Source organism: Nodosilinea sp. FACHB-141 (genome assembly GCF_014696135.1).
GTDB lineage: Bacteria > Cyanobacteriota > Cyanobacteriia > Phormidesmidales > Phormidesmidaceae > Nodosilinea.
The window spans coordinates 201,379-225,819 of sequence record NZ_JACJPP010000018.1 but is presented as its reverse complement, the minus strand read 5'-3'; the positions used below and the strand labels follow the sequence as shown (position 1 = coordinate 225,819).

Sequence of the window (24,441 nt, the reverse complement as noted above, 5' to 3'; positions counted from 1 at the left end):
GCGGGCATGGATTTCCTCACCCTTTGAGGAGTATCTTCCGACGGTAGAAACCCGCCCTGCAACGGGCGGCAGTTACCCCAGTCAACTGGTTTCCTCCGTCACATCGACTCGCTACGGTAAAAGCAGATGCGCAAGCACTGTAGACATCACCCGCTAAGGATTTCTGCACTTTGACCTCAACTCCCATCGCCCGCCCAGCAACCCGCGACGAGCAGCGACTGGCCCCTCAGATTCACCTAGAGCGACTGCTTAACATCCAGGAGATTTATCACGAGCCCGATGCTTTTCAGTACGCCCGCGGTCAAGAGATTTTGTCCCAGCATTCCAACGCCTCGCTGATCGAGGTACCGTCCCACTGGAACATTCCCGACCTGCACGGCAACGAAGGCTCGGTAGATGACTGGACTCGTATCAAGCGCACCGTACTAGTGCTGGGGGTGAAGAAGTCTCTTCAGGCTCGTCCTAACAGCCGTTCTTCAGATTTTGTGGCTCCTTCCCACGCCAACGGCTGTGCCATGGCCTGCTCCTACTGCTATGTGGCCCGACGCAAAGGTTTCGCTAACCCGATTACCGTCTTCGTCAATATCGAGCGAGTGTTGGGCTACCTAGAGCGCCACGCTAAGCGCCAGGGCGACAAGCTAGAACCCAACCAGGTTGACCCTCAGTATTGGGTCTACGAGATTGGTGAGAACAGCGATTGTTCGGTCGATGCGGCCATCTGCGACAACGTGAAGGACATCATCACCCTGTTTCGCCGCATTCCCAACAGCAAGGCAACCTTTGCCACCAAGTGCGTAAATCGACAGCTGTTGAGCTACGACCCCCAGGGCAAGACCCGAATTCGGTTTAGCCTCATGCCTGCCGCTAAGGCCCAAATCATCGATGTGCGAACGTCGCCTATTTCAGACCGCATCAACGCTATTAACGACTTTGTCGAAGCTGGGTATGAGGTGCACCTCAACTTTGCGCCTGTTGTTTACTACGAGGGCTGGCTCGACGACTACACCGATCTCTTTCGTCAACTCGACGACACCCTCAGCGATCGCGCCAAGCAGCAGCTCCAGTGCGAGGTGATCTTTTTAACCCACAACGATCGCCTCCACGATGTCAACATGGGTTGGCATCCCAAGGGCGAAGACCTGCTGTGGCAACCCGACTTGCAAGAGACCAAGTTTTCGCAGACCGGCGGCAAGAACGTGCGCTACAAACGAGGGCTGAAGGGTAGTCTCGTCGAGCAGTTTCAGGAGCTACTGCACCAGGAGATGCCCTACTGCACCGTCCGTTACGCCTTTTAGGGAACTGAGGCGACATAGCTTGCCACGACGCCAAACACGGGTGCGGCGTCGTGGTTGCATTCTTTGAATCTTCTCAAGGCATAAGGTTCCGTTTACGTAAGCGACGCCTAACGTTCCCAATCAACCCGCTCCAAATGCTCAACAAGTTACCTCTCAACCCCAAAGGGGTCAGGTGCCTTCTAGTCCATGACATATAACCGTCATGGATTAGTAAGGCACCTGACCCCTGATGCAGAAATTGATGAGCTATTACCTGGGGTGAGGGGCAGCCAACACAAGCGGACTGCATGGCATTCTGGTGGCAGTCCTGTGGTGAGGTGGCCCGATGCAGCAGATCCTAAAACGGCTGGCCCAAACCTGGATGCAGCATATCCATCCGCGGCTGATGTCGTTTATCGCTGCCGTTGGGATGCTTTGGCTAGGGACTTGCCTGCTGATTCTGCTGGGGCTGGCCAACCTGGCCGAAGAAGTGCTAGAGCGAGAAGCCTTTTTCTTTGACGAGTCGGTTCTGCTGTGGATAAATCAATTTGCCACACCGACTCTAGACCGGGTGATGCTGACGTTTACGCGCCTAGGCGACCCCAGCACGGTAGTGCCTTTGACCTGCATAGGGTTTAGCGGACTTTGGTGGCGTCGCCACCGGTCGGTTGCGATCGCCTTTGCCATTAACTGCGTAGGCGGGGCAGTGTTAAGCACAGGGCTGAAACTGCTGTTTAGCAAGGATCGACCTGCGCTTTGGCCCCAAATCATTACTGAGACCACCTACAGCTTTCCCAGCGGCCACGCCCTGGGGTCGATGGTGCTTTATGGCTTTTCGGCCTACCTGCTAGCGCGACGCTTCCCTAGGCAAAAACTAATAATTTACGCAGGAGCGGTCTTTTTAATCGGCGGCATTGGCCTGAGTCGTCTTTACCTGGGGGTGCACTGGCCAACCGATGTGCTGGCGGGCTATGGTATTGGCTTTTTGTGGATTAGCGGGTGCATTGCTCTCCTACGATTCAAGCTCTCGACGCCACCCTGGTTGAACTGAAGTTTGTCGCTGCTAAAGGGAATCCCCTGCCAAAGATGTTTGCAACGGCAGGGGATTGACCAGGGTTTGCCTAGCCCCCGACGCGCGAGGGGGTGAGCTGGGGCTGGGCCACAGGCTCTCCTTCTAGCAACAGGTTGCGAATCAGCCGAGCCAGGCCGCGCTGAGCCAGCTTGGCCACTACCTGCTGACCCATCGCCTGGGTCTCGGGCTTAAACAACAGCGTCGGAATCCGGGTTGCTACTTGGGCGGCATCAAAGCCGGGAGTGTCTTTGAGAATGTCAAGAATGCGACGCAGGTTGTCGAGGTCGTTGGGGGCAGCGGCGGCCGCAGGCGGCAAATCCTTCTTGAGGCCAAAGCGGCGCTGTACGGCGGTTGTCAAGTTTTGTACGGTGCTTTGGCCAAAGTTGTCGAGGCTGTTGACCAGTTCGCCGACGATGCGATCGCGCAAGAACGAGCCCCGGTCTGAGAACAAAAACTCTAGCGTCTGGTCGATCAGCCGATCCATGTCATAGTCGTCGCTGCTGCGGGCGTTGCGCAGCAGGTTTTCCAGCCGGTTCCAGCGGAAGCTGCCATCCTTGAACAGCAGATCTTGTAGAGAGGCCCGTAGCTCTGGCGATTGGTCGGTGAGCAGCCGCTTGGCCACATAGGGGTAGGCCTTGCTGAGCACCTTAAACTCGGGGTCAACATTGATAGCGATGCCCTCTAGGGTCACCAGCGATCGAATGATCAGCGCGTAGTAGGCCGGCACGCGGAACGGGTACTCGTACATCAGCGCCGAAAATTCGTCGGTGATGCTCTTAAAGTTCAGCTCGGCGACGCTGGCCCCCAGGGCGTTGCTAAACACGTTGGCCAGGGCCGGAATGATCGGCGTTAGGTCGGTGTCGGGGGTGAGAAACTCTAGTTTGACGTAGTCGTTGGCTAGCCCCTCAAAGTCGCGGTTGACCATGTGCACCACCGCCTCAATCAAGCCGTAGCGCTGGTAGGGCTTGACCTCGCTCATCATGCCAAAGTCGAGGTAGGCCAGCTTGCCATCGGCCATGGCCAGCAGGTTGCCGGGGTGGGGGTCGGCGTGAAAGAAGCCGTGCTCTAGCAGCTGCCGCAGCGAGCACTGCACCCCCACATCAATTAAGTGGGTGGCGTCGATGCCTAGGCTGTCTAGCTTGTCGACGTTGGTGAGCTTGGTGCCCTCAATCCACTCCATGGTCAACACCCGGCGAGCGGTGTACTGGGGGTAGATGTGGGGCACGTAGATATCGGGAATGTGGTTGTAGAGGCTGGCAAAGCGTTGGGCGTTTTCACCCTCGTGGGTGTAGTCCATTTCCTCGAAGATGCGCTCGCCAAATTCATCTAGGATGGCCACCAGGTCGCTGCGGATCTGGCTGATGCGGTTGGTGGCGAAACGGGCCAGCCCGCGCAGAATGTGCAGATCGAGGGCAATGTTTCGAGCTAGGCCGGGGCGCTGCACCTTGATCGCGACGTCTTCGCCGCTGTGCAGTTTGCCTTTGTAGACTTGGCCTAAGGAAGCCGCCGCGATCGGGTTTTCAGAAATCTCGGCGTAGATCTGGCTGGGGGGTGCGCCTAGCTCTTCTTCGATAAAGCGGTAGGCGGTGACGTTGGGAAAGGGTGGAATCTGGTCTTGCAGTTTGGTCAGCTCTTCGAGAAAGAGCGGCGGCACCAGGTCGGGCCGAGTAGAGAGGGCCTGGCCAATTTTGATGTAGGCGGGACCCAGATTGGTGAGCATGGTGCGCAGCTGGGCCGCCCGCTTAATCTCGTTTTCGGCGCTGCGACCGGCGCGGGCATCGAGCCAGAGCTGGGCAAAGAAGCTGATCAGCGGCAAGAAAATGCCGACAAACCGCGCCCAAACTTGAAACGGGCGGCGACGGTAGTGGGTGGCGATCGCCGCTGGGTCATAGCCAAATGACTCGAAGGGGTCTTGGGCTTTGGTAGCCAGGGTGCGAGGTCGGGGCGCAGCCAGGACGGGCTCAGGTATAGCAACCACGGTCGGCTCGGTCATCACCTCTCCGGTTACCGTAATGGCTTCAGCGTCGATGATATCGACAGACTCACCGTAGTGCTGAGCCGAATCCTGGGTGGTATTTAAAGCCATAGCGCGCTCAGAGAGAGGATTGAAAACCGAGGGATTGATAGTCGGGGAGGCTGAGGCGATCGCCTGAATCGCTCCCGTTAACTATTGTAACGGCTTAGTCTCCGAATCCTGAGTGGTGACCTCCCTACTTCCTCCGATCGGCTTGTGTCAATGGGGGGAGCTTGTGGGCTCTCACCCACGGTTGGCCGGTTTTGCAGTTTGCCCACTCTTCGAGAAGAGCAAGCTCTACATCCCCCAACCCCTTCTCCCAAAACGGGAGAAGGGGGCCAGATTCAAAGTCCCTCTCCCGCTCTGGGAGAGGGATTTAGGGTGTAGCTTGCTTCCCGTAGAGTGGGCCACAGACGTGGGACGCACCCAATGGCATGCCCCCCAAATCTCAAAGGATTTGAGGGGCAGCAGTTTGAACCAAAATAAATGACTAAATGACTACGCAGCCGATCGCCGAGGGCGCTTGCGCTCAGACTTTTTCTTGTAGCCGATGGCCTGGGCCTCGTTGCTGTCGGAGCCGTAGACCCCCCGCACCAGTTCTTTCATGGCCAAGACGTTTTGGTGGAACTGCCACTCGGCCTGGCGGGCTCTGTCGGCAGCAGCTTTGGCACGCACCATGATCGCAGTCTCTTCATCCTGGGCGGCAATCATCTCGGCGTAGCTGCTTTGGAGCCCTTCGATGGTGGTCTCGGGGTGGGCGGAGGTGTAGCCGGCGATGGTGCGCGCACCGCGCAGGGAAATGACATCCTGGTCGAGATAGTCGGGCCGCAAACGGCGGGTGGTATCGGTGCTGGGCATGGGTGTAGTGCTCCTTGATGGCAATACAAAAGGGTGGTTAAAGCATGGGGGTGGCGGTAGGGCTGGGGAGGCTTGCCTGTCGCTCAGGGCAATGTGCCCGCTGCGATCGCCGACCCGGAAAAAACGGGGCAGCTTTATGGAATAGATATGGACAGGCGCCGCTGAATGAAGTGGCGATGATGGTGAAGCATAACCACCCCTGTACTTAGCTGTTACCAAGGTGCGATTGCCTGTTATCAGGGTGCGATTGTTTGTTGCTGGGGCGCGATTGCTTGTTACCGGAGCGCAATTGTTAATCACTGGGATGCGATTGTTTGTTACTAGGGCGCGATTGCTTCGCGTGGCTGGTGCTCATGCTCTGCCTGGGTATCAACCTGTAGGGTGGGCATCGCCCACCTTTTACCTATGCGATCGTAAGATAAATCAAACTTTGCCCAAAGACCTGATTTTTTATTGAGTAGGGTGCATTCGCGCAGCAATGCACCACCACTCCCGCCACCCACCAATCTCCCCCGCAGACAAAACCGCCCAAATTTGGTGCGATCGCCTCCGATAATGCCCATTGCGCTGAGGTGCGACATCGCCTCCGAAGTAATACACAACCCGCCCCCGCCCAAGATCCCGACCACAACGCGGGCACCCTAAGCAAAATTCTTCGCCTCACGTTAATGCCCAATTACCGACGCCTATACCGATCTGGCGGTAGCTATTTTTTTACTCACGTTACCTATCAGCGCCACCCCTGGCTTTGCACTGAGCTTGGCCGACAAGCCCTGCGAGAAGCCATCATTGCCGTACGCCGAAAACACCCCTTCGCGATCGACGCCTTTGTGCTGTTGCCTGATCATTTTCACTGCATTTTGACGCTGCCAGAAACCGATGCCGACTATGCCAAACGCTGGCGATTGATCAAGCTCATGGTGACGAAAGCCTGCGCCAAGGATCTGGCGCTGCCGTTGGAGAAAAGCGCATCAGGGGAACGGCGGAGGGAGGGGAATTTATGGCAGCGGCGCTATTGGGAGCATGCTATTCGGGATGAGCGAGATTTTGTTAACCATTGTGAGTACGTTCATTTCAATCCTGTAAAGCATGGGTTGGTGAAGAGCCCAAGGGATTGGGCGTATTCGAGTGTGCATCGATATTCGTGGGAATAGAGATGATGGGTGTTCGGTGTTGCCTGAGGAGTGGTGCATTGCTGCGCGAATGCACCCTACGGGCGATCGTACTGGTGGCAAGTTAACTATTATTTATATGAAAACTCCTTACTCTAGCTTGAGTTGATTTAACCTATCGCGATTAATATTATTCCCTTACTGTTACCATTCGTTCTTCAATCTCTGCCCAAAGTTCTGGCGTCACCCGCACAGCGGCTTCTTTACACTTCACCATTAATTCATTGGCGTAAAAATAATTCTCTAAGGCTCTCAATTCTTTGTCCTTGAGTATGAGTGAAGTAGGATCGATTTGAAGTGTATCCCACCAAATTTTTAAGATACAATTTACTGGTTCACCGAATATCTTGTGAGACTGGCTTTCATCCTTAGAGTCAGATTCAGAAGCAGAGACTTTTGCTATCAAGTCTGTAAAGTTTGCAAATTTGAAGATTTTAAGTTTATCTAGGGACAAGGCAAGATCAATGGTCAAATCGGGTGCAAGAGCCTTTGCACGGTAAAGATCTCGAGCACGATTAAGCGCATAGGATTGGGCAAGCTGAGGATCAAGTGCTCGTGCTAAGTTGCGAGCAGCATCGAGTTGGGAATGGGTAATAGCGATACCGAAATTACTGTCGGACTGGGAATGAGCAAGGGCAAGGGCAAGGGCAATGTAAATTGCCAAAACCCGCTTTGCTGCTGGCTTAAATCTTCCCGATGAACCGTCTGTTGCCTGTTTAGACCAATCTAGGAAAGCTTGAAGCTCTGGAATATTGAGTTGAGCTGATGCCTCCGCTTCAATTTGAAGGAGTAAGTCATTCGATCCACCACGCATTAAGCCTGGCACAAGTAAAAACACCTCGCGCCATCGATTATCAAACATGTGCTTAGTAACAAGCTCCAAGGTGCGCTGATGATCAACTATATATTGAGCTACCAGATATTCTTGCAGGGTTAGATGAGAAAACGTATAAGCATCATCCGCTCGTTCTATAAAAACTCCCTGCTGAATGGCTATAGCATTTAATACTGCCTCGCCATCCAAATGTTGTGGTGCATTTAAGTTGCTGGCTAGAAAGGTTTTGATTCCAGCTACAAGTTCTCGACGACTAAAGAAGAATTGATCTTTTATAAACGCTTTGCAAGCAATCTCAGCGAGCATTACTTCTTCTAATTCTGTGCTTAACCCATCATAAATATCACGTTGCATAATGGCTTTCTCAGCAGCCCACTCCTCTAGTAAAATTCTCAGGGCTTTGCCATAGAGCTGGGCTCGGTTTTCGGGGAAACGCTGCGCCCGTCCATAGACCAAACACAGAAATGTTAGCAACAAAGGGGTTTGGGCTAGCTCTTTGGCTGCTTGGTTTTCGGGTTGTTCTAGTACCTCCCAGCAAGTCTGGGCTTTGTTAGTTCGCTTGTCTTCTGGGTTGCTAAACCAGTTAGTAATAAACTGCTCCATCTGAGCGTTATCAAAGTTGGCCATAGCCACATCAGTAAACTGCCTAAAACTGGTACGATAGGCAGCAGTGCGGCAGGAGGCAATGAAGCGGTTGGCTTTGTATTGATCTACAAAGTCTTGAATTGTGCGAATTGCGTTGTTGAGATTATCCGTCGGTACTTCGTCTAAGCCATCAAATAGAATAAGCAGTCGTCCCTGTTTGAGGGCACGGTTGGTAAATTCTTCTGCTTTAGGGAAGCTACAGGTTTGAAATTCCTGCACAATCAGCTTTTTAATGTCGATAGTTGACTCAGTTAATCGCTTGAGTTCTATAAAAACTGGAATGCAGCGATGTCTCAAATCGCCTTTATTCCCTTTGAGTGCTTCCAAACCTATTTTCCGTAAGAAGGTCGATTTTCCTGCGCCTGGACTGCCTAATACCATCAAATACTGTTTTTCCCGAGCCAGCTCGATTCCAGGCTTTGCTTTTTTCTCGGAGTCACTCGATGCCCGTCGCCCTTGCTCTCGGTAGGCTTTTTCTAGCGCCTCAATGGACTCTAACTCCTTGATGTCTTGGGTATTCAGCAATCGAACCGATGTGTATACCTCCTCTAGATCGACCGGCTGACGCATTCCTAAAACCTTCAATTGGCATTGGCGATACCGATAACTCTCAACGTATTTTTGCAGTGCTTGAAAAATGAACGTCCGAGTTCGTTCATCCATGCCACCCCTCAGATGCTCAAGAAAACCACCACTGGTATCTCTAAAAACATCAATCGCAATTTTGGTTAATCCAGAAGCAGCAGCAGTAATGGCAGTCGTGGTAGCGATTTCGATTCCCGTCATTGCATCAGCTCTAAGAAGCAGTACTTAAGTAATATCTCAATTCCTTTCAAATAGTCCTGCTGTAACCATATTGGGCTCCACTCGTAAGGCAGCTATTAAGAACGAACGGCGGGTGCTCCACGCGTAGGGTGCATTCCCGGCCTACAAATCCGCGCAAAGCCTCACAGATTCTGCCTTCGGGCCGCAATGCATCACTCATAATATTGAGCTACTCCTTCTAACTCTGCCTCTCTATGGTGCATTGCTACGCGAATGCACCCTACGATATGACGAAAGCCTCAATCTAAGCAGCAGCCACCCTACTTCCCCACATTCAGAGGCGTATCGACAGTGGTTCCAATTAAAATACGTGAGTACTAGCTCATTGCCCCTATGCTAACGACCCTATGCTAACCGCCCTGCACATCGAGAACTTTGCCCTGATCGATCATCTCGATCTGCGGCTCGAGGCCGGGCTAAACGTGCTCACGGGCGAAACCGGAGCGGGCAAATCGATCATTCTCGACGCCATCGATGCCGCACTGGGGGGCAAGGCCAACCAGCGACTAGTGCGATCGGGCAGCCAAAAGGCTCTAGTAGAAGCCTCCTTTGATGTCCCCAAAGAAATCCACACCTGGCTAGCCGAACAGGAATTCCCCGCCGCCGACGGTGCCCTCGTGCTGCGGCGCGAGCTGACCCTGGGCAAAACCCTGCGCAGCCGCTCATTTCTCAACGGCAGCCCCGCCACCCGGCCCCAGCTCGAGGGGCTGCGGCAAAAGCTGGTCGAAATCACCGCCCAAGGGCAAACCGTGCTGCTGGGCTCGGGCGATCGCCAGCGAGAGTGGCTCGATGGCTTTGGCGGTGCCCCCCTGGTGACCCAGCGCCAGCGAGTCGCCACCGCCTACGACGCAGCCGCCCAAGCCAAAAAACGCCTAGACACTCGCCGCAAGGCCGACCAGCAGCGCCGCGACCAGCTCGATCTGCTGCGCATGCACCGCCAAGACCTAGAGCAAGCCCAGCTCGACGACCCCCAAGAACTCGAAAACCTCGCCCAAGAGCACGATCGCCTCAACCACAGCGTTGACCTGCAGCAAAACAGCTACGCCGCCTACCAAATTCTCTACGAAAGCGATGCCGGGGAGAGCGCCTGCGCCGACCTGCTGGGCAAAGCCGAGGCCATCTTGATTGACATGGAGCGCTACGACCCAGCCATTACCTCGATATTGGGCATGGTCAGCGAAGCCCTCACCCAAATCGAAGAAGCCGGGCGCGCCATCAACGCCTACGGAGCCAGCGTCGAGGCCGACCCCGATCGGCTCGAAGAAGTGGAAGAACGCATGCGCCAGCTCAAGGCCCTGTGCCGCCGCTTTAGCCGCACCCTGCCCGAGCTGGTCGCCTACCGCGACGAGGTCAACCAAGCGCTGGCCGAACTTTCGGGCGAAGGCCAATCCATCGAAGCTTTGGAGGCCGAGGTCGAGAAGACCCAGACCGCCTTGACAGAGGCCTGCGCCAAACTGACCCAGCTGCGCCAGGGCGTAGCCCAGAAGCTAGAGACCCGCCTAGTCGACGAACTCAAACCCCTGGCCATGGATCGAGTGCAGTTCGAAGTCGAGCTCAAGCCCATCACCGCCACCGCCAATGGGGCCGACGGCATTCGGTTTTTGTTTAGCCCCAACCCAGGCGAACCCCTGCAACCCCTGGCCGAGACCGCCTCGGGCGGTGAGATGAGCCGCTTTCTGCTGGCGCTGAAGGCCTGCTTTTCCCAGGTAGACCCAGTGGGCACGCTGGTCTTTGACGAAATCGATGTGGGGGTGTCAGGCCGGGTGGCCCAGGCGATCGCCGAAAAACTCTACCAACTCGGTCGCCAGCACCAGGTGCTCTGCGTCACCCACCAGCCCATGGTGGCGGCCCTGGCCGATGCCCACTTTCGAGTCGGTAAGCAGGTGGTGGAAGCTGCCTTGGCCAAGGGAGCCAAAGCGGGGGAGGCAGAGCGCACGGTGGTGCGGGTGCTGCCGCTGTCGCTGAGCGATCGCCGCGAAGAGCTGGCCCAGCTAGCCGGGGGCGAGTCGCACCAGCAATCCCTCTCCTTTGCTGAGGCGCTGTTGTCTCAGGCCGATAGCATCCGCGAAAAACTGTAGCCGCCAGCAGGGGTAACGTAGACCCTACACCCAAAACCCTGCACCCTTATACCCTGTTCACCCCACGCTATCCAAATTCTGGTGCCAGAGCTGTTCCTGTAGCGCTTCGTTTTCCAGTTTGAGGGCGGTGGCTTGCTGCCTCAGGCCGTCGCGTTCGGCGGCGATCTCTTGGCAGCGGTACTTGAGGCTGGTTTGCTGGTGAAACTGCTGGCCGAGCTGGTTATTCAGCTCGGCAATTTTCTGCCGCTGGGCTTCAACTATGGTTTTGAGGGCAATGGGGTCGTCGTCCAATGCCTCGGCTGTTGGGGGTAAGGCGAGGGGGTCGCTAGACGGTTCGATGGGCTCGCCCATGCTCTGACTATCGCCTTTGGCGTAGGCCTGCATGCGGGCCAGGGTTACCTGATGGCGGGTGAGGGTGTTGTCGAGGTGCTGAACGTGCTGCTGGGCCGCCTGGAGCTGGCTGCTCAAGCTGACCGTGAGCGATCGCGCGATCATCACCTCAGAGTTCAAATCTAGGTCTTGGCCGGGGGCGCGGCCCATGGCCAAACTCTGGTAATAGTTCTTCAGCCGCACCAGGTAGTCTTGTACCTCGGCTTGGCCCTGGTGAATGCGCACCCGCAGCCGCTCTAGCTCAAGCTGCTGATCAACTACTAGCCCTTTAACCCCCACCAACAGCTGTTCAAACACCTGATGTTGCCACTCGTCTTTGGCATCCAGCTGCTGCTTAAGGTTGACAATAATTTTTTGCTGAACGTTTGAATATTCTTCGGTCTGGGCAAGGTGGGCCTGGAGCATCTGGTGGTTCTCCACCTGCTCCTGCATCTCTTCTATAGACTCTTTAGCTTGGTCAAGGGCCTGCTGCAACAAACAGACGCGCTGAACCAGCTTGAAGTCCAGCGAACTTTCCTGGAACATGGCGAAACCGATGAAGAGGAACTCGGGGCAAGGTGACGACCTGGAGGGACCGACCGACAGACGGACGAGCGCTATAGAGCGTGTGCTGAGGTTTATAGATGCGTGTGCTGAGTTAGCAGTACCCTACCAGGCTTGACCAGGGGGTGACTGTGGGTGGCACTACCTAGAAGGGATTCTACACTGAACTTTACATGGCGGGTGCGACCAACTCGACCGGGGCTACAGCCCTAACTTAATCTACTTAAAATCCTGGAATTAGCCACCATAGGCTTAGCCCTAGTAGCCCGGTGCAGGTGTGCTGAATCCACCGCTGGGGGCCAGACTGGCGACAGATTTTGACTGTCAGCCAAACCGACAGCGCCATGCCCAACAGGAGCGTTACGCCCTGGAGAAAAGCTACCACTGCGGGGTGGGCCACCCAAACCGGCAGATTGACCCCCGAGGCGCCAAAGGTGGCTAAAGACACGGGCAAAATGCGCCCACCTTCCCCTAGACCTAGGCGCAGATAGTGGGCCAGGTTGGCTGCCCACACCAGGGGTAGATAGCCGTAGGCCAGCCTCACCGCCGGTCGCCGGGGCAGCCCCTGGGTTTTGCGCCAGAGCCAGTGTGCGCCTTCGACGCTGAGGGGTAGCAGGGCGGGCAGCGCCAGCACGCCAAAGGCCACCAGGCTGTGCCCAATGACAGTGTCGATCGGCAGCTGAATACCCAACTGGGTCTGTAGCTCGGGCAGGCGATGCAGGTACACCGCCCCCAGCAGCAGAAACATCAACGCCACCTCAGACGCGCGGGGTCGGTGCGTCGTCCACAGCTCAATGCCGGGGGGCCGCAGGTTTAGCTCGACCGAGCGGTGGGGGCAGGCCTTGAGGCAGGTCATGCAGAGTACGCAGTCGCGGTTGTCTTCGAGCTGGGCCGGGTGCGAGTAGAGGGGGCAGCCGTTGGTTTCTTGGCCTTCCCCTTTTTGGGGACCGCCCTTGTAGCACTGGTAGGTGGTGCACTCTGCCGAGCAGGTGCCCTGCTGTGCCCGCAGCTCAGTCATCGAGAGTTTGGCGAACATGCCGTTCATGCCACCGATGGGGCACAGATAGCGGCACCAAAACCGCCGTTCAAACAGGGCCGAGAAGATCATCGCCCCGGCGGTAATCAGCAGCAGTAGGCAGGCAGAAAGGTAGGCCGCATCCTCTAGGTGCCACACCTCTTCCCACACCAGAATGAGGGTGAATAGGCTAAAGAGAAACCAGCCCCCCCAGTGCTCGGCCGCCTCGCGGGGCCAGCGTTTGAGCCTGCCGGGGAACAGCTTTTGTGAAATCCATTGGGTGACTTCGCCGTAAATCATAAAGGGGCACACGGCGCACCACAGCCGCCCCACAAAGGGGAAGCTCAGCAGCACCAGGGGCCACCACCAGGCCCAAAACACGGTTAAGGCTACATTCTCGTGGCGCTGCTGAGGGCCAAACCAGAGTACGGCGATGACGACGGCAAACAGGGTAAGGGTAATGCCGTAGTTGATGCGATCGGGCCACCAGGGGCTGCGCAAGAACCGCCGCAGATCGGGGTAGCGGTTAAGCAGGTTGAGCCGCAGCTGTTTCTTTTTGCTCTGGGCGGGCCAGATGATCTCTTCGGTGATCAGACCGCCGCCCGAGAGCTGAGCCGCCGCCCGCTCCACTAGATTCCCTAGCTCGCGCAGATTGTCGGGGAAGTCGTAGGACTGAAGGCGGCGGACGGCCTCCGGGGTGAGTGTCAGCCGCCCGGTGCTGCGTCGGCGGCTGATCAGTGATAGGTAGTAGTTGACCCAATCTTCGATGTCAGCCTTGCGCACCCGTAGAGGGGGCACCTTGATGGTTTCGCCGACCACATCGTCCAAAACTGGCACGGCTTGTTCCGCCAGCAAAATAATGCGGGCTTCGGCGGTGACCGGTGGGACAATTTCGCCATCGCGGCTGACGGGGCGATATTGGCCGGTCTCTATGAGCTCGGCGATCGCCTCCGCTAGCTCAGCCCCCAGTTCTCTGGGGTTGTTGAGCACCAGGGTGCCTGGGCCCAGAGCCGCCAATAGCCCCATGCGCCCCCCCGCCCGGCCAAACAGATCGGCCCCGTTGGCCTGGAGCTGGCCGCAGTTGACCTTGATAATTGGCAGCTGCCGCTGCTTAGAGCCAAAGTGAATCAGCGCTGCCAGGTTGTCTTTCTCTAGCCCCGGCTCGCCAAAGATGAGCACCGATTTGCGATCGCCCGCCGCTTCGCGCAGCTGAGCCCGCAGCCGAGTGGCGTAGCGGCTGCGGCCAATCACCCCCCGTCGGGCCTTGGCCACCAGGTAGGGGCGCAGGATAGCCTGGCGCTCTTGCTCTAGCTCAGCCTCAGACGACAGCCGCTTGACTACATCCACCAGCTGCCGGGTAAAGGTTTGCAAGATGTCGGGGTACTGCTGCACTAGGGCCTGAAACTGGTCGCGATCGATAAACCAGAGGGTGCTGTCGCAGAGGGTTTGAATGGTTCGCTCAACGGGCTGGTCCAGTAGCAGCGGTTCCAAGTTCAACACCGCGCCAGGCAAGAAGCTGGCACCGCCGAGGGTGGCCTCGGTGCCGAGCTTGCCCTCCCAGAGAATGTAGAGACCCTGGGGTGGTTGGTCCGCTTCAACGACGGTCTCTCCGGCGGTGAGGGTGATGGTCTGGAGTGCTTGGGCGAGGGGCTCTAAAGTAGGCTCGGGCAGCACGCTGAGGGGTGTGCGTTCCTGCAAAAAGATCACCCGGTCGGATACAGTCATGGCAGTTCACCCACGCTCTACACGGTGTAGCCCCCATGATGATGGCAAATGACCTCTGGGTACCTTTGGCATTACTCAGCTTAATTATTGCAGCAGCGATCGCCTTTAGCCGCGCCAAGTAGGGTCAGTGCGGTGGGCGAGCCGAGAGCTAACTTTCGAAAAGAGAGCGTGCTAGCTGCGATTGTCGAATAATTGACAACAGGGTTCCTGTTTTGAGCTGCTTATGGTCAGGTACAGGAACAGTGATAGTTGTCTCTTCGGTGCGCTTTTGCATGACAACATGACTGCCCTTTTGACGCACCTGAGTGAAGCCCTGCTGTTCTAGAATTTTGCAGACCTCCTTGCCAGAGAGGGTTCTAAGCTTACCCAATGCTGACCTCCAGCCGAGTAATAAAGACCTCAGACTTGAGACGCGACGCAATTTCAGACGGATCAGCAACCTCAAAAAATAGCTCGATCGCTTCAATCAAATTGGTTCTAGCTTCTTCAACGGTGTCGCCCTGGCTAGCAATGTCTAGCTCTGGACATAGCGACACATAGGCATCATCGTCTCGTTCAATTAGTGCTGTGAATTGCTGAATCTGTTTCATACCCATGGCCTCTAGCGATGTAAGACTAGGCACGTTTGCCTCTAACCCAGTTCTTGGGCTAGAGCAAATCAATAGATTAATCGTATGTGGTGCCGGGGCCGACTGGACAAACGCGATCGCCTACCTCAACTTTCCTCTAAAATCACTCCCCACTCACAAAGAGGCGGAGGATCATGACGCTGGTATATTCACCACTGCGTCCGGTAGGCAAGGGGGCGGGCATTCACCCAGTACAGACACCGTAAAAACTGCGTGATGCTTTCCTGGGCTAGCAGTTCAATGTTGCACAACCACGGGTGTCCCCAGGTCCGCCCAGTTGTACAACCACTGGGCATGGTCAACCGCAACGTTCACACAGCCATGGCTTACGGGCGTACCAAAATTGTGGTGCCAGTAAGCCCCATGAATGGCGTAGCCCCGGTGAAAATACATCGTCCACGGCACATCGGGCACGTCATAATCTGCACCCCGCATTCTAGTCGTTCGATGCATTGCCTGAACTTCAAACACTCCCGTCACCGTGGGCGTTGAGCGCTTTCCCGTCGAGACAATGACGGCATAGACCGGAGTACCCCCCTCCCAAGCCGTCAGCCGCTGGCTCGACAAATCTATCTGAAACCAGCGTTCGTTCGACTGGCGAAAATTTGCCACCCGCGCGGCTATTTCTTCATTTGTAAGGGCCATGGCAGGCTCTACGCCTGAAGCCAAAAATAGCCCCGCACCGCTAACTATTAAACTCAAAAAAGCACCTGCTCCGAAGCGTTTGAGCCAATGCCGCTGAGAGGCTAACATCACTTCACCTCAACTGTCTAGATAACTATTACTTCAACCCCTTCAGCCAAAATCCTGGAGATGGTAATGATTCTTTAGGCTGCACCATACTTATACAGCCGAGTTTGACGAGCCCCCTAAATTTTCTCCGCCAAAAACTCCACTAGCCGAGTCACCTTCGCTGATAGGTGGCGATTCACTGGGTACAGCGCATAGATATTGATTGGCGGAGGCGGATAGTCGGCAAGGATGGGTCGCAAGCGTTCTACCTTTAAATCCTTCTCCACGATGAAATCGGGCAGCATGACGATGCCTAAGCCCTCCAGGGCAGCGGCTCGCAGCACCTCGCCGTTGTTGCAGCACAGCGGTCCACTGATCGTGACCGTATGCGGCTCATCCCCTACCAGAGTCCAGCTGTTGTCTTGGGCGCGGTGGCCGTAGTGTAGACAGTCGTGCTGTTTGAGATCGTCTGGATGAGCCGGGGTGCCGCGCTGCTGTAGATAGTCGGGTGCCGCGCACACCACCAGCGGGCAGGGAGCCAGGATGTGAGCGATCAACCCAGGGCTAGGCGGCTGGGCAGCAATGCGAATGGTGATGTCAAAGCCTTCTTCAATCGGGTCGATGCGGCGATCGTTGAGCACCAGCTCTACGTAGAGGTCAGGGTACTGGGCCATAAACTCCACCAGTAGGGGAGCTAGGTGCAGTGTGCCAAAGGTCATTGGGGCGTTGATGCGCAGGCTGCCGCGCGGCTCTTGGTGCAGACGAGTGAGGGCCAGCTCGGCTTCTTCGAGGTCGGTGAGGATGGCGAGGCAGCGATCGTAGTAGGCCCGGCCAGCATCGGTGGGGGAGACCTTGCGGGTAGTGCGCTGCAAGAGCTGGGTTTGCAGATGCTCTTCCAGATTGATCACCAACTTGTTGACCTGCGATCGCGACAGATCCATTTTGCGAGCAGCGGCAGCGAAACCGCCTGATTCAACAACTTGGGTAAAAGCGCGCATGCTTTCGAGTTTGTCCATTTTGCGGAGGGGAGGGGAATAGGGGAGGTGGGGAAGTTGGCGTTGACTAGAGCGTGGCCGCCAATTATTGTCCTAATTCAAGCGACAATGCGTCTTTAATATTGAGTATTGTCCTTTAATTGGATTCAGTATATCTTTAATTTATTCGGATGTTTCCAATCCATTGACGCTAATAGGAGGTGTCTCTAATGATTAAGGTTCGTCCTGCTAATGAACGTGGTGCCGCCAACTTTGGCTGGCTCGATTCTCACCACACCTTCTCCTTCGGCAACTACTACGACCTTAAGCACATGGGCTTTGCCAGCCTGCGGGTGATCAACGAAGACAAGGTGACGCCCAGCCAGGGCTTTGGCACCCACGGCCACCGCGACATGGAAATCATTACCTACGTTTTGGATGGCGCACTGGAGCACAAAGATAGCCTTGGCACTGGCTCCGTTATTCGCCCTGGGGATGTGCAGCGGATGTCGGCAGGCACGGGCATTCGCCACAGCGAGTTCAACGCTTCAGACACCAACCCGGTGCACTTTCTGCAAATCTGGATTTTGCCGGAGACTGAGGGCATTGACCCCGGCTACGAGCAAATCTCGATCGCACCGGAAGCCAAACAAGGTCAGTTGCGCCTGGTCGGTTCTCGCGATGGCCGTGATGGTTCCGTCACCATTCACCAGGATGTCAGTCTCTACGCCACCACGTTGAGCGATGGCGATGCAGTGGCACATACCCTGGCTCCGGGCCGAGTGGCCTGGGTGCAGGTAGCCCGTGGCGCAGTCAACCTTAACGGCCATGACCTCACCGCCGGAGATGGGGCTGCTGTCAGCGACCTCGACACCCTGAGCTTGACTGGGGCTGCCGATGAGGCCGAGGTGCTGCTATTTGATATGGCCGCCTAACAAACTTGCGGCGGCAGAGAAAACTTCCTCTGCCGCCGCAGAATATCCGCAACGAAACCTGATCTTAACGAGAGGAAAGACCGATGGCTGAGCCTGTAATTGCCGATACTAAGCCCGTAGTGATGGAGTTGGAGGCGGGCGACTACTACTGGTGCACCTGCGGCCAGTCAGCAAATCAACCCTTCTGCAACGGTGCCCACAAAGGTACCGAATTCACGCCAATGAAATTTACCCTGGAGGAGAAAAAGCAGGTGGCGCTGTGCGCCTGCAAGTACACGCAAAACGCGCCTTTCTGCGACGGTAGCCACGTCAAGCTATAGATAAGAACTGCCCCTGTCGAGCCAGGGTGGGGGCGCGATTCTTCTTTGGGGACACTGCGCGATCGCCCTGCCTATGGCAGCCCTAGCTGCCAAGACAAAACCCACCGCCCGACTTCCCCAGGTCCAACAGTTGAGGCCATAGAAATTTGGCGATGGGCTAGTAGTTCTGCTGCAAACGTCCTCGGGTGCGACCGCTGAGGCGCTCAGACACTAGGTTGCGGTCCTTATCGCTGAGACCGCTGATCCGCTGCTGGGCCTGATTGAGCTGCTGGTTGTCCGACAGGCGGTTGATCAGGTCGGCTTCGTAGGACCGCTGACGGGGGCTAAGGCGAGACTTTCCCATAGAAGTGCTCTGCAAGAAATCAATAAACGAGATTGACCCTAGTCTAATTTCAAACCAGGCGCCTGGGCAGTCAAATGATTTCTAGCAAGGAATTGTTACTGGGGCGGTAGCGGATCCCTTTGCAGATCAGTGGGTATGTAATTGCCCAGGGAATGCAATTCTCCTTTGGAGAGACAGTGCCAAAGCCTCTCGGACTGGTCTTTGACCATTGCGCTAAATGCCGCTCTCGAGCGCCTCAGTGAGCTTGTCGAGATACATCATCATGAGATTGCTCTGGTCGCTGGGGAGCGTAGTGCGTACTTCTTCTTTGAGCAGACGGTAGGCCACCACACAGGCCGTCTGACGATGGAAGGCGCGGATAATATTTTGCATCCACACCAGATATTCTTCCATGAAGCCATCTTCGTCGTGGAGCAAAACACCCTTGGCAACGTACTCCAGGGTATAGGTCATATCGCGCTGGCACTGCTGGGCGTGCTCTTGTACGACCTGGCGGTGAGGGGTTTGCATGAGCCGCCGCAGGGTGTTGAGCACTATATCTTTGCTGTGGTCTCTAACGTGGTTGTAAAGATTCACCCGGGTTTGAAAGGCCTCCATCATTTGCTCGAAGGGGCGCAACTCAACATCACTCAGGTAGCGACCGTCGGCTTCACGGACAGAGGCAAGCAGGGCATTATTCATAGCAGCTAAAGGCGCGATCGCGCGGCCTGGATGGGTTCCCTCCCAAGATGCCCAGGGAACCTGTTGTAAGGCATGATACCTCAATAATTCTTCGCACTGAGATGAGGTGCCCTGCCGTCGCCGCTTACAGCCTCGTGAGTTGTGCCTACCAGCGAGCTACCCTTTCTCCACCTAGAGCGGTGTAGACGCTCGATTTAAGGCATTGCCAGTCCCGCTTTCGTCGTGGCAAGTCGCTGCGCGCTAGTTTAATAGGCTGTGGATTGGGTCTATTCTGGTAAAGATGCCGAATTTTGCCCAGCCGTAGCCATGCACAACTTTTTACCCGTCGCTTACTTTGAAGGCCAGTTTTGCGACTTTAGCGACGCCAAGCTTTCCATTGCCACCCACGCCCTGCACTACGGCACCGGGGCCTTTGGCGGGCTGCGCGGCATTCCCGACCCGACGGGCAGCGGACGCATTTTGCTCTTTCGCCTCGATCGCCATTGCCAGCGCCTTAGCACCAGCGCCCGGCTGCTCAACTACGACCTGCCCGCCGACAAAATTCAGGCGGTGATTGAAGATTTCGTCCGCAAAAACAGCCCCGACAAATCGTTCTACATTCGTCCCTTTGTCTACACCTCAGACCTGGGCATTTCGCCCCGGCTGCACAACGTCGAGAAAAGCTTTTTCGTCTATGGGCTAGAACTGGGCGACTATCTCTCGCCTGAAGGCGTCACCTGCCGGATTAGCTCCTGGTATCGGCAAGAAGACCGCAGCCTACCTCTGCGCGGCAAAATTAGCGGGGCCTACATCACCTCATCGCTGGCCAAAACCGAGGCCGTTGAGTCGGGCTTTGACGAATCGATTTTGATGAATGCCCAGGGCAAAGTCAGCGAAGCCTCGGGCATGAACGTGTTTATCGTGCGCCATGGCAAGCTGATCACCCCTGGCTACGAGCAGGATATTCTCGAAGGCATTACCCGCGACAGCATTCTCACGGTGGCCCGCAATTTGGGCATTGAGGTAGTCGAGCGCCCGGTCGATAAGTCAGAGCTGCTGATTGCCGATGAGGTCTTTCTCAGCGGCACGGCCGCCAAAATCACCCCAGTGCGTAAGGTAGAGTCATACAACCTGCCCACTAATCGCCCCATCACCGATCGCCTGCGCGAAAAGCTCACTGCCATCACCGAAGGGCGCGATGACGAGTATAAAGACTGGATATTTGCGATCGATTTGGGGTAGATTTCCCCAACTCACACCTCTAAAACTTTTCGAAACGCCACTTTGTCGTAGCCCGTCCCGTAGAAGTCGCGGATCCGCCCTTCCTCTTGATAGCCGCAGTTAGCGTAAAACGTTCGTACGCGCTCAAAGTCAGCGGAACCGGAGGTTTCGACTATCAGCATGCGCCCACCCCGTGCCACGAGCGTTTGCTCAGTGTGGCGTAGTAGCGCTGTCCCCCGCCCTTGCCCTTGGCGGCTAGGGTGAATAGCAATCAGCTGTAGATTCCAGGTCTGATCGGTCATGCGTTCTAGCTCACAATAGGCCATCCCCACCGGCCCACTATCGTCGTCGGTTAGCCAAAATGCCTTGCTAGCGGTGGTGTCGTCAAAGGAGTTGGCCAACAGGGTGCTCAATTCCTTGAGCTGGTGGGGCTCAAACAGGCCGGTCGCGCCAGCTAGGGATATCAAATTGCTGGCGTCAGCGGCAACAGTGGGGCGAATCATTTAAAGGAGCTTAAAGGAGTGACTAGAGTTGAATTTGCACCCGCCACAGCTCTATGCTGTAACGCTTACAACTCATGCTACAAAATACTACAGCCGCTTGCCTGGAATATTCTGAGTTTTGGAGCCAGCCTCTGCGGCTGGTTCGGAGAGACCGACAATCGCGATCGCCCAAGCCTTAAAGCAATTGCCTAAACAGCAGCGCCATTTGGCCCTTGATCTTTTCGGAGGTGGAGCGGTTTTGCCAATCGGTGTGGGTGATGCAGTAGCTGTTGGCCATGGCATCAATAAAAAATTGCTCGACTTTGCGGGCCAGCTCGGGATAGGCACCTGAGATATTCAGCTCGTCGTTATGAAAATAGCTGCGGGGGTCAAAGTTAGCGCTGCCAGTACTTACCCAACCATCATCCACCAGCACAAACTTAGCGTGCATCATGCTGGGCTGATACTCACAAATTTTGACGCCGGCTTCAAGCAGAGGGCCATACAGGCCGCGGCTGGCCATGTGCACCATTTTTTTGTCGGTAGAGGCTCCCATGGTGAGAATGCGAACGTCCACACCTTTTTTGCAGGCGCAGATTAAGGCTTGGGTAGTGTCATCATCGGGCACCAGGTAGGGGCTGCCAATCCACAATCGCTCTTTTGCCGCCAGAATGTGGAGCTGCATCAGCAGCCGCATGGAAGATTCGTTGAGACTGGAGGTGTTGTCGGTAATGTAAAGCGGTGTAGACCCATGCTTTTGTACCGAATGTAGACCTTGCTTGAGGTCGATACACCCCCCAGCACAGGACCAGTTTTGCAAAAATTTGCCCTGGAGCAGGCTTACCACTTCGCCTTCGTAGGCTACTTCAAAGTCGAGCCAGGGGCCATCATCGTGATCAAAGGCGACTCCATCCCAAAAGTCCGATACGCCGGCCCCACCAATAAATACCCGGCAGCCGTCGATAATCAGCAGTTTGCGGTGCGATCGCGAGTTGTATTCCAGGGGCGCGCGCCAGTCGAGGGGCCGAAAGAACTGAATTTCAACCCCGACGTTTCTCAGCCGCCGCCAGTATTTTTCGGGCATCGCCTTGGTGCCCTGGTGGTCGAGCAGGAGTTGCACCGTCACCCCGGCCATGGCGCGATCGGCCACCACCTCAGCAAAGGCATCGGCCCGGCGTCCCGGCGTCATAAAGTAGGTTTCGTATTGAATTAGCTGCTCGGCACTGGCCATGGCGGTATCGCGAGCGGCATAGACATCGTCTATTTCACTCCAAAAACCAACCAGGCGCCCGGTAGTGTCCGCAGAGTTGGCCAACCCTTCTAGACAGAGGGCAAAACAGGGGTCATCTAAGCTGGGTACGTTATCGATCGTGCAGGTTGAGGCTTGGCGAAAGCTGCCCCTGAGATACCCATAGCTGACCACCACTAGCACCAGCAGCAATAGCCCTACCGCTAACCACCACAACCACACAGGCGGAGGCTCTCCATCAGAATCCGAAACTTCAGTCGGGGTAGGCATCGCAATTGTTACCGTGACGACAATGCTAAGCTCCCAGCATAGTCACTTGGCTGCGTCTAATATCTCTATCCAGAGGAACAGCCCTATGACCGTAGACACTTCCGCGACAATTGCTTATGCAGATCGCAATGACGGCAGCACCCGACTCAGCACAACGTAGATTGCCAGGGCTGACACAACGCCATTAATAGGAACAATGCCCCAGCCAATTTGGCCGGTAAGGTGGGCGATCGCAGAAGACCCTAGGTAGGCAATCACCCCCGCCCAGTTAAACGCGGACTGACGTTCATCTAGCGATGGAAACTGGCCTCGACGGTTGACCCAGTAGTCGGCCATAATGATGCCGCCGATAGGCGGAATGAATGTGCCCAACAAGATTAGATACTGTACCAGCCCTTCGTAAATGCCGCCCCAAGCCATGAACAGCGCGAGCGTTGCGCCTCCCAACACAAACAGAGTGCGGCGGCTGGAGCGAAACATATTCGACCCGGCGATGGAGAAGGCGTAAATAGTATTGTCCTGGGTGGTCCACATATTCAGCAAAAAGAGAATCAGACCGCCTACCACCAATCCTTGCTGGGCCATCACTTTGACGATGTCGGGCTCGCCGTAGACCTTGGCACAAAACGCTCCCGAAAAAATCAGCAGACCATTGCCCAAAAAGAACGCGATCAGCGTGGCCACAAAGCCGACCTTCCCATTTTTAGAAAATCGACTCCAGTTGGTGGCCTGGGTGCCTCCGGAGACAAACGTGCCGACAATGATGGTGATGGCCGCCCCTAGGGGTTAGGGGATCTGCGATCGCCAGATCCTGCAAGCCCGCAAAGCCACCGACATCCCGCGAAGCCACCGACAGACTCATGGCCATTAGCAGCACCATAGCCGGCACCGCCACCCGGCTCAGCCAGTCCATCGCCGTATAGCCAAAATAGGCCGTGGAGCAAAAGGCGTAGGTAAAAAACAAGATGATTAGCCAGTTCCAAGACTCTGATACCCCGGCCAGGCTGTTGAACAACTGCGCCATGAGCGCCGATCTCCAGGCGTACCAGCCAATTTGCGTGAAACCCAAAATAAAATCGACTCAGCACCGGGTCGGGCCAAAATCGAAATGAAGGACCAATCAACCCGCCGGCAAACAGAGTGCCAGAGTACAGCGTAAAGCCTACTAAAATGGCCGCCAGAGAAACAAATGACCGGCGAGCTGCCTGGGGAACCGGTTCGAGGGGATAGTCCTCGTTGACGCTGCCTTCGTGAACAAGGGAGGGTTCGGTGGTGGTAGACATGGGGGTAAAAAAGCGCCTTGGGCCGCATTGTAGAGACAGTCCAAAGCGCAAACAGTGTTTTGAAGAACATTCAGCCAGCCGTAATTGCTGACCGTCTGCTGGATGAACAAAATTCGTAGAGAGCAGAAGCCGAAGAAGTGCTTTCTCAGTTCAGGTCAATCCCTAAGATTTTGAGCTGTGATGCCTGACCAGCATGGTCTAAGGTGCTGGCGGTAAACCTGGGGTGCCCCCCTGGCCTGCCAAACGGTTTTTCATCGCCGCTAGCTCGTTATCCACTGTGGTCGACCCACCTTCAAGGGCAGCAAACTGGCGTTCTAGGGGGTCGCCGCTGAGTTCTTCGAGGGCTTCAGACTTAGCTTCTAGCTCCATCACCCGCTCCTCCATCCGCTCAAAGGCAGCGATCGAGCCACCCGTGCCCGTCTGCCCCAGCATGTCTTGAATGCGCTGGGAAGCTTCGGCAGAGCGGGCGCGAGCGATATACAGGTCTTTCTTCGTGCGGGCGTCAGAGATTTTGGCCTCTAGCCGCCGCATGTTGTCCTTGAGACCGTTGACCACGTCGCGCTGCTGGTTGAGCTGGGCGTCCATAGCCTGGGCCGATTGCAGGTAGGTTTGGCGACGGGTGAGGGCCTGGCGGGCTAAGTCTTCTTCACCCTTTTGAATGGCTAGCTCGGCGCGGTTGTACCACTCCTGAGCGGTCGATTTGGCTTGGGAACTCTGGCGCTCGGTGCGCTTTTGGGTGGCGATCGCCTGGGCTACCGCCTGGCGCAGCTGAATCAGATTGGCCTGCATATCGGCCATCGCCTGTTCCAACACCTTTTCGGGGTCTTCGGCTTGGTTGACGGCGCTACCTAGATTAGCCCGCAGAACTCGCCATACCCGATCAAACAACCCCATCGA

At 56.0% G+C, this 24,441-nt stretch carries 21 protein-coding genes and 1 pseudogene; 7 read left to right on the top strand and 15 right to left on the bottom strand.

What is annotated here, in order from left to right; translation table 11 throughout:
• The first annotated feature begins 230 nt into the window (after nt 1–230).
• A complete protein-coding gene (locus tag H6F59_RS19325; RefSeq protein WP_190704311.1) occupies nt 231–1,295 on the top strand; it encodes a spore photoproduct lyase family protein in 1,065 nt (354 codons plus the stop codon).
• 325 nt (nt 1,296–1,620) lie between these two features.
• Complete coding sequence (locus H6F59_RS19320; protein ID WP_242021568.1) at nt 1,621–2,325, top strand: phosphatase PAP2 family protein; 705 nt, start codon at nt 1,621–1,623, stop codon at nt 2,323–2,325.
• Nucleotides 2,326–2,395: 70 nt separating this feature from the next.
• Here H6F59_RS19320 and H6F59_RS19315 read toward each other — a convergent pair whose 3' ends face one another.
• Both H6F59_RS19315 and H6F59_RS19310 read right to left on the bottom strand, forming a co-directional pair.
• On the bottom strand, nt 2,396–4,432 hold the full coding sequence (locus H6F59_RS19315; protein ID WP_190704078.1) for an AarF/ABC1/UbiB kinase family protein: 2,037 nt from the start codon (nt 4,430–4,432) through the stop codon (nt 2,396–2,398).
• A 426-nt stretch (nt 4,433–4,858) separates the two neighbouring features.
• A complete protein-coding gene (locus tag H6F59_RS19310; RefSeq protein ID WP_190704075.1) occupies nt 4,859–5,218 on the bottom strand; it encodes a hypothetical protein in 360 nt (119 codons plus the stop codon).
• 668 nt (nt 5,219–5,886) lie between these two features.
• Between H6F59_RS19310 and H6F59_RS19305 the strand changes: the two genes are divergently transcribed.
• Nucleotides 5,887–6,372, top strand: a complete 486-nt coding sequence (locus H6F59_RS19305; RefSeq protein ID WP_190704072.1) for an REP-associated tyrosine transposase — start codon at nt 5,887–5,889, stop codon at nt 6,370–6,372.
• 148 nt (nt 6,373–6,520) lie between these two features.
• On the opposite strand, the gene H6F59_RS19300 is transcribed toward H6F59_RS19305, so the two are convergent.
• Entirely contained in the window at nt 6,521–8,656 is a 2,136-nt protein-coding gene (locus tag H6F59_RS19300) for an NACHT domain-containing NTPase (protein WP_190704068.1), read from the bottom strand.
• Between the two features lie 386 nt (nt 8,657–9,042).
• Here H6F59_RS19300 and recN point away from each other — a divergent pair, with 386 nt between their 5' ends.
• Nucleotides 9,043–10,773 carry a DNA repair protein RecN gene (gene recN, locus H6F59_RS19295; RefSeq protein ID WP_190704064.1) on the top strand — a complete coding sequence of 577 codons (1,731 nt, stop codon included), beginning with the start codon at nt 9,043–9,045 and terminating at the stop codon, nt 10,771–10,773.
• 57 nt (nt 10,774–10,830) lie between these two features.
• Here the strand turns inward: recN and H6F59_RS19290 are convergent, their stop codons facing one another.
• From H6F59_RS19290 to H6F59_RS19265, 6 genes are all read right to left on the bottom strand, one after another.
• Nucleotides 10,831–11,688, bottom strand: a complete 858-nt coding sequence (locus H6F59_RS19290; protein WP_190704061.1) for a hypothetical protein — start codon at nt 11,686–11,688, stop codon at nt 10,831–10,833.
• Nucleotides 11,689–11,929: 241 nt separating this feature from the next.
• Complete coding sequence (locus tag H6F59_RS19285) at nt 11,930–14,446, bottom strand: cyclic nucleotide-binding domain-containing protein (protein WP_190704057.1); 2,517 nt, start codon at nt 14,444–14,446, stop codon at nt 11,930–11,932.
• A gap of 148 nt (nt 14,447–14,594) precedes the next feature.
• Nucleotides 14,595–14,816: a type II toxin-antitoxin system HicA family toxin gene (locus H6F59_RS27715; RefSeq protein ID WP_190704053.1), complete on the bottom strand. Its 222-nt coding sequence runs from the start codon at nt 14,814–14,816 to the stop codon at nt 14,595–14,597.
• The gene (locus H6F59_RS19275) at nt 14,809–15,036 is read right to left on the bottom strand and encodes a type II toxin-antitoxin system HicB family antitoxin (protein ID WP_190704304.1); all 228 of its coding nucleotides are present in this window, start codon (nt 15,034–15,036) and stop codon (nt 14,809–14,811) included. Before H6F59_RS19275 ends, H6F59_RS27715 begins: the two co-directional genes overlap by 8 nt.
• Before the next feature lie 276 nt (nt 15,037–15,312).
• A complete protein-coding gene (locus H6F59_RS19270) occupies nt 15,313–15,828 on the bottom strand; it encodes a L,D-transpeptidase (protein ID WP_190704050.1) in 516 nt (171 codons plus the stop codon).
• A 116-nt stretch (nt 15,829–15,944) separates the two neighbouring features.
• Nucleotides 15,945–16,823, bottom strand: a complete 879-nt coding sequence (locus tag H6F59_RS19265; protein WP_190704049.1) for a LysR family transcriptional regulator — start codon at nt 16,821–16,823, stop codon at nt 15,945–15,947.
• A gap of 188 nt (nt 16,824–17,011) precedes the next feature.
• On the opposite strand from H6F59_RS19265, the gene H6F59_RS19260 reads away from it, so the two are divergent.
• On the top strand, nt 17,012–17,716 hold the full coding sequence (locus H6F59_RS19260; protein ID WP_190704046.1) for a pirin family protein: 705 nt from the start codon (nt 17,012–17,014) through the stop codon (nt 17,714–17,716).
• Between the two features lie 83 nt (nt 17,717–17,799).
• Complete coding sequence (locus tag H6F59_RS19255; protein ID WP_190704041.1) at nt 17,800–18,036, top strand: CDGSH iron-sulfur domain-containing protein; 237 nt, start codon at nt 17,800–17,802, stop codon at nt 18,034–18,036.
• A 157-nt stretch (nt 18,037–18,193) separates the two neighbouring features.
• Here H6F59_RS19255 and H6F59_RS19250 read toward each other — a convergent pair whose 3' ends face one another.
• On the bottom strand, nt 18,194–18,379 hold the full coding sequence (locus tag H6F59_RS19250) for a hypothetical protein (RefSeq protein ID WP_190704038.1): 186 nt from the start codon (nt 18,377–18,379) through the stop codon (nt 18,194–18,196).
• 213 nt (nt 18,380–18,592) lie between these two features.
• On the bottom strand, nt 18,593–19,060 hold the full coding sequence (locus H6F59_RS19245) for a hypothetical protein (RefSeq protein ID WP_190520990.1): 468 nt from the start codon (nt 19,058–19,060) through the stop codon (nt 18,593–18,595).
• Nucleotides 19,061–19,366: 306 nt separating this feature from the next.
• On the opposite strand from H6F59_RS19245, the gene H6F59_RS19240 reads away from it, so the two are divergent.
• Nucleotides 19,367–20,281 (top strand): branched-chain amino acid transaminase, encoded by a 915-nt coding sequence (locus tag H6F59_RS19240; protein ID WP_190704035.1) that lies wholly within the window; start codon nt 19,367–19,369, stop codon nt 20,279–20,281.
• Between the two features lie 11 nt (nt 20,282–20,292).
• Here the strand turns inward: H6F59_RS19240 and H6F59_RS19235 are convergent, their stop codons facing one another.
• The 4 genes and pseudogenes from H6F59_RS19235 to H6F59_RS19220 all read right to left on the bottom strand — a co-directional run bounded on the left by H6F59_RS19235 (nt 20,293) and on the right by H6F59_RS19220 (nt 24,438).
• Nucleotides 20,293–20,763 (bottom strand): N-acetyltransferase, encoded by a 471-nt coding sequence (locus H6F59_RS19235; protein WP_190704032.1) that lies wholly within the window; start codon nt 20,761–20,763, stop codon nt 20,293–20,295.
• 175 nt (nt 20,764–20,938) lie between these two features.
• A complete protein-coding gene (locus H6F59_RS19230; protein WP_190704029.1) occupies nt 20,939–22,261 on the bottom strand; it encodes a phosphatidylserine/phosphatidylglycerophosphate/cardiolipin synthase family protein in 1,323 nt (440 codons plus the stop codon).
• 114 nt (nt 22,262–22,375) lie between these two features.
• Nucleotides 22,376–23,544, bottom strand: a pseudogene (codB, locus tag H6F59_RS27710) (cytosine permease).
• 198 nt (nt 23,545–23,742) lie between these two features.
• Complete coding sequence (locus H6F59_RS19220; RefSeq protein WP_190704024.1) at nt 23,743–24,438, bottom strand: PspA/IM30 family protein; 696 nt, start codon at nt 24,436–24,438, stop codon at nt 23,743–23,745.
• Between the last annotated feature and the right edge of the window lie 3 nt (nt 24,439–24,441).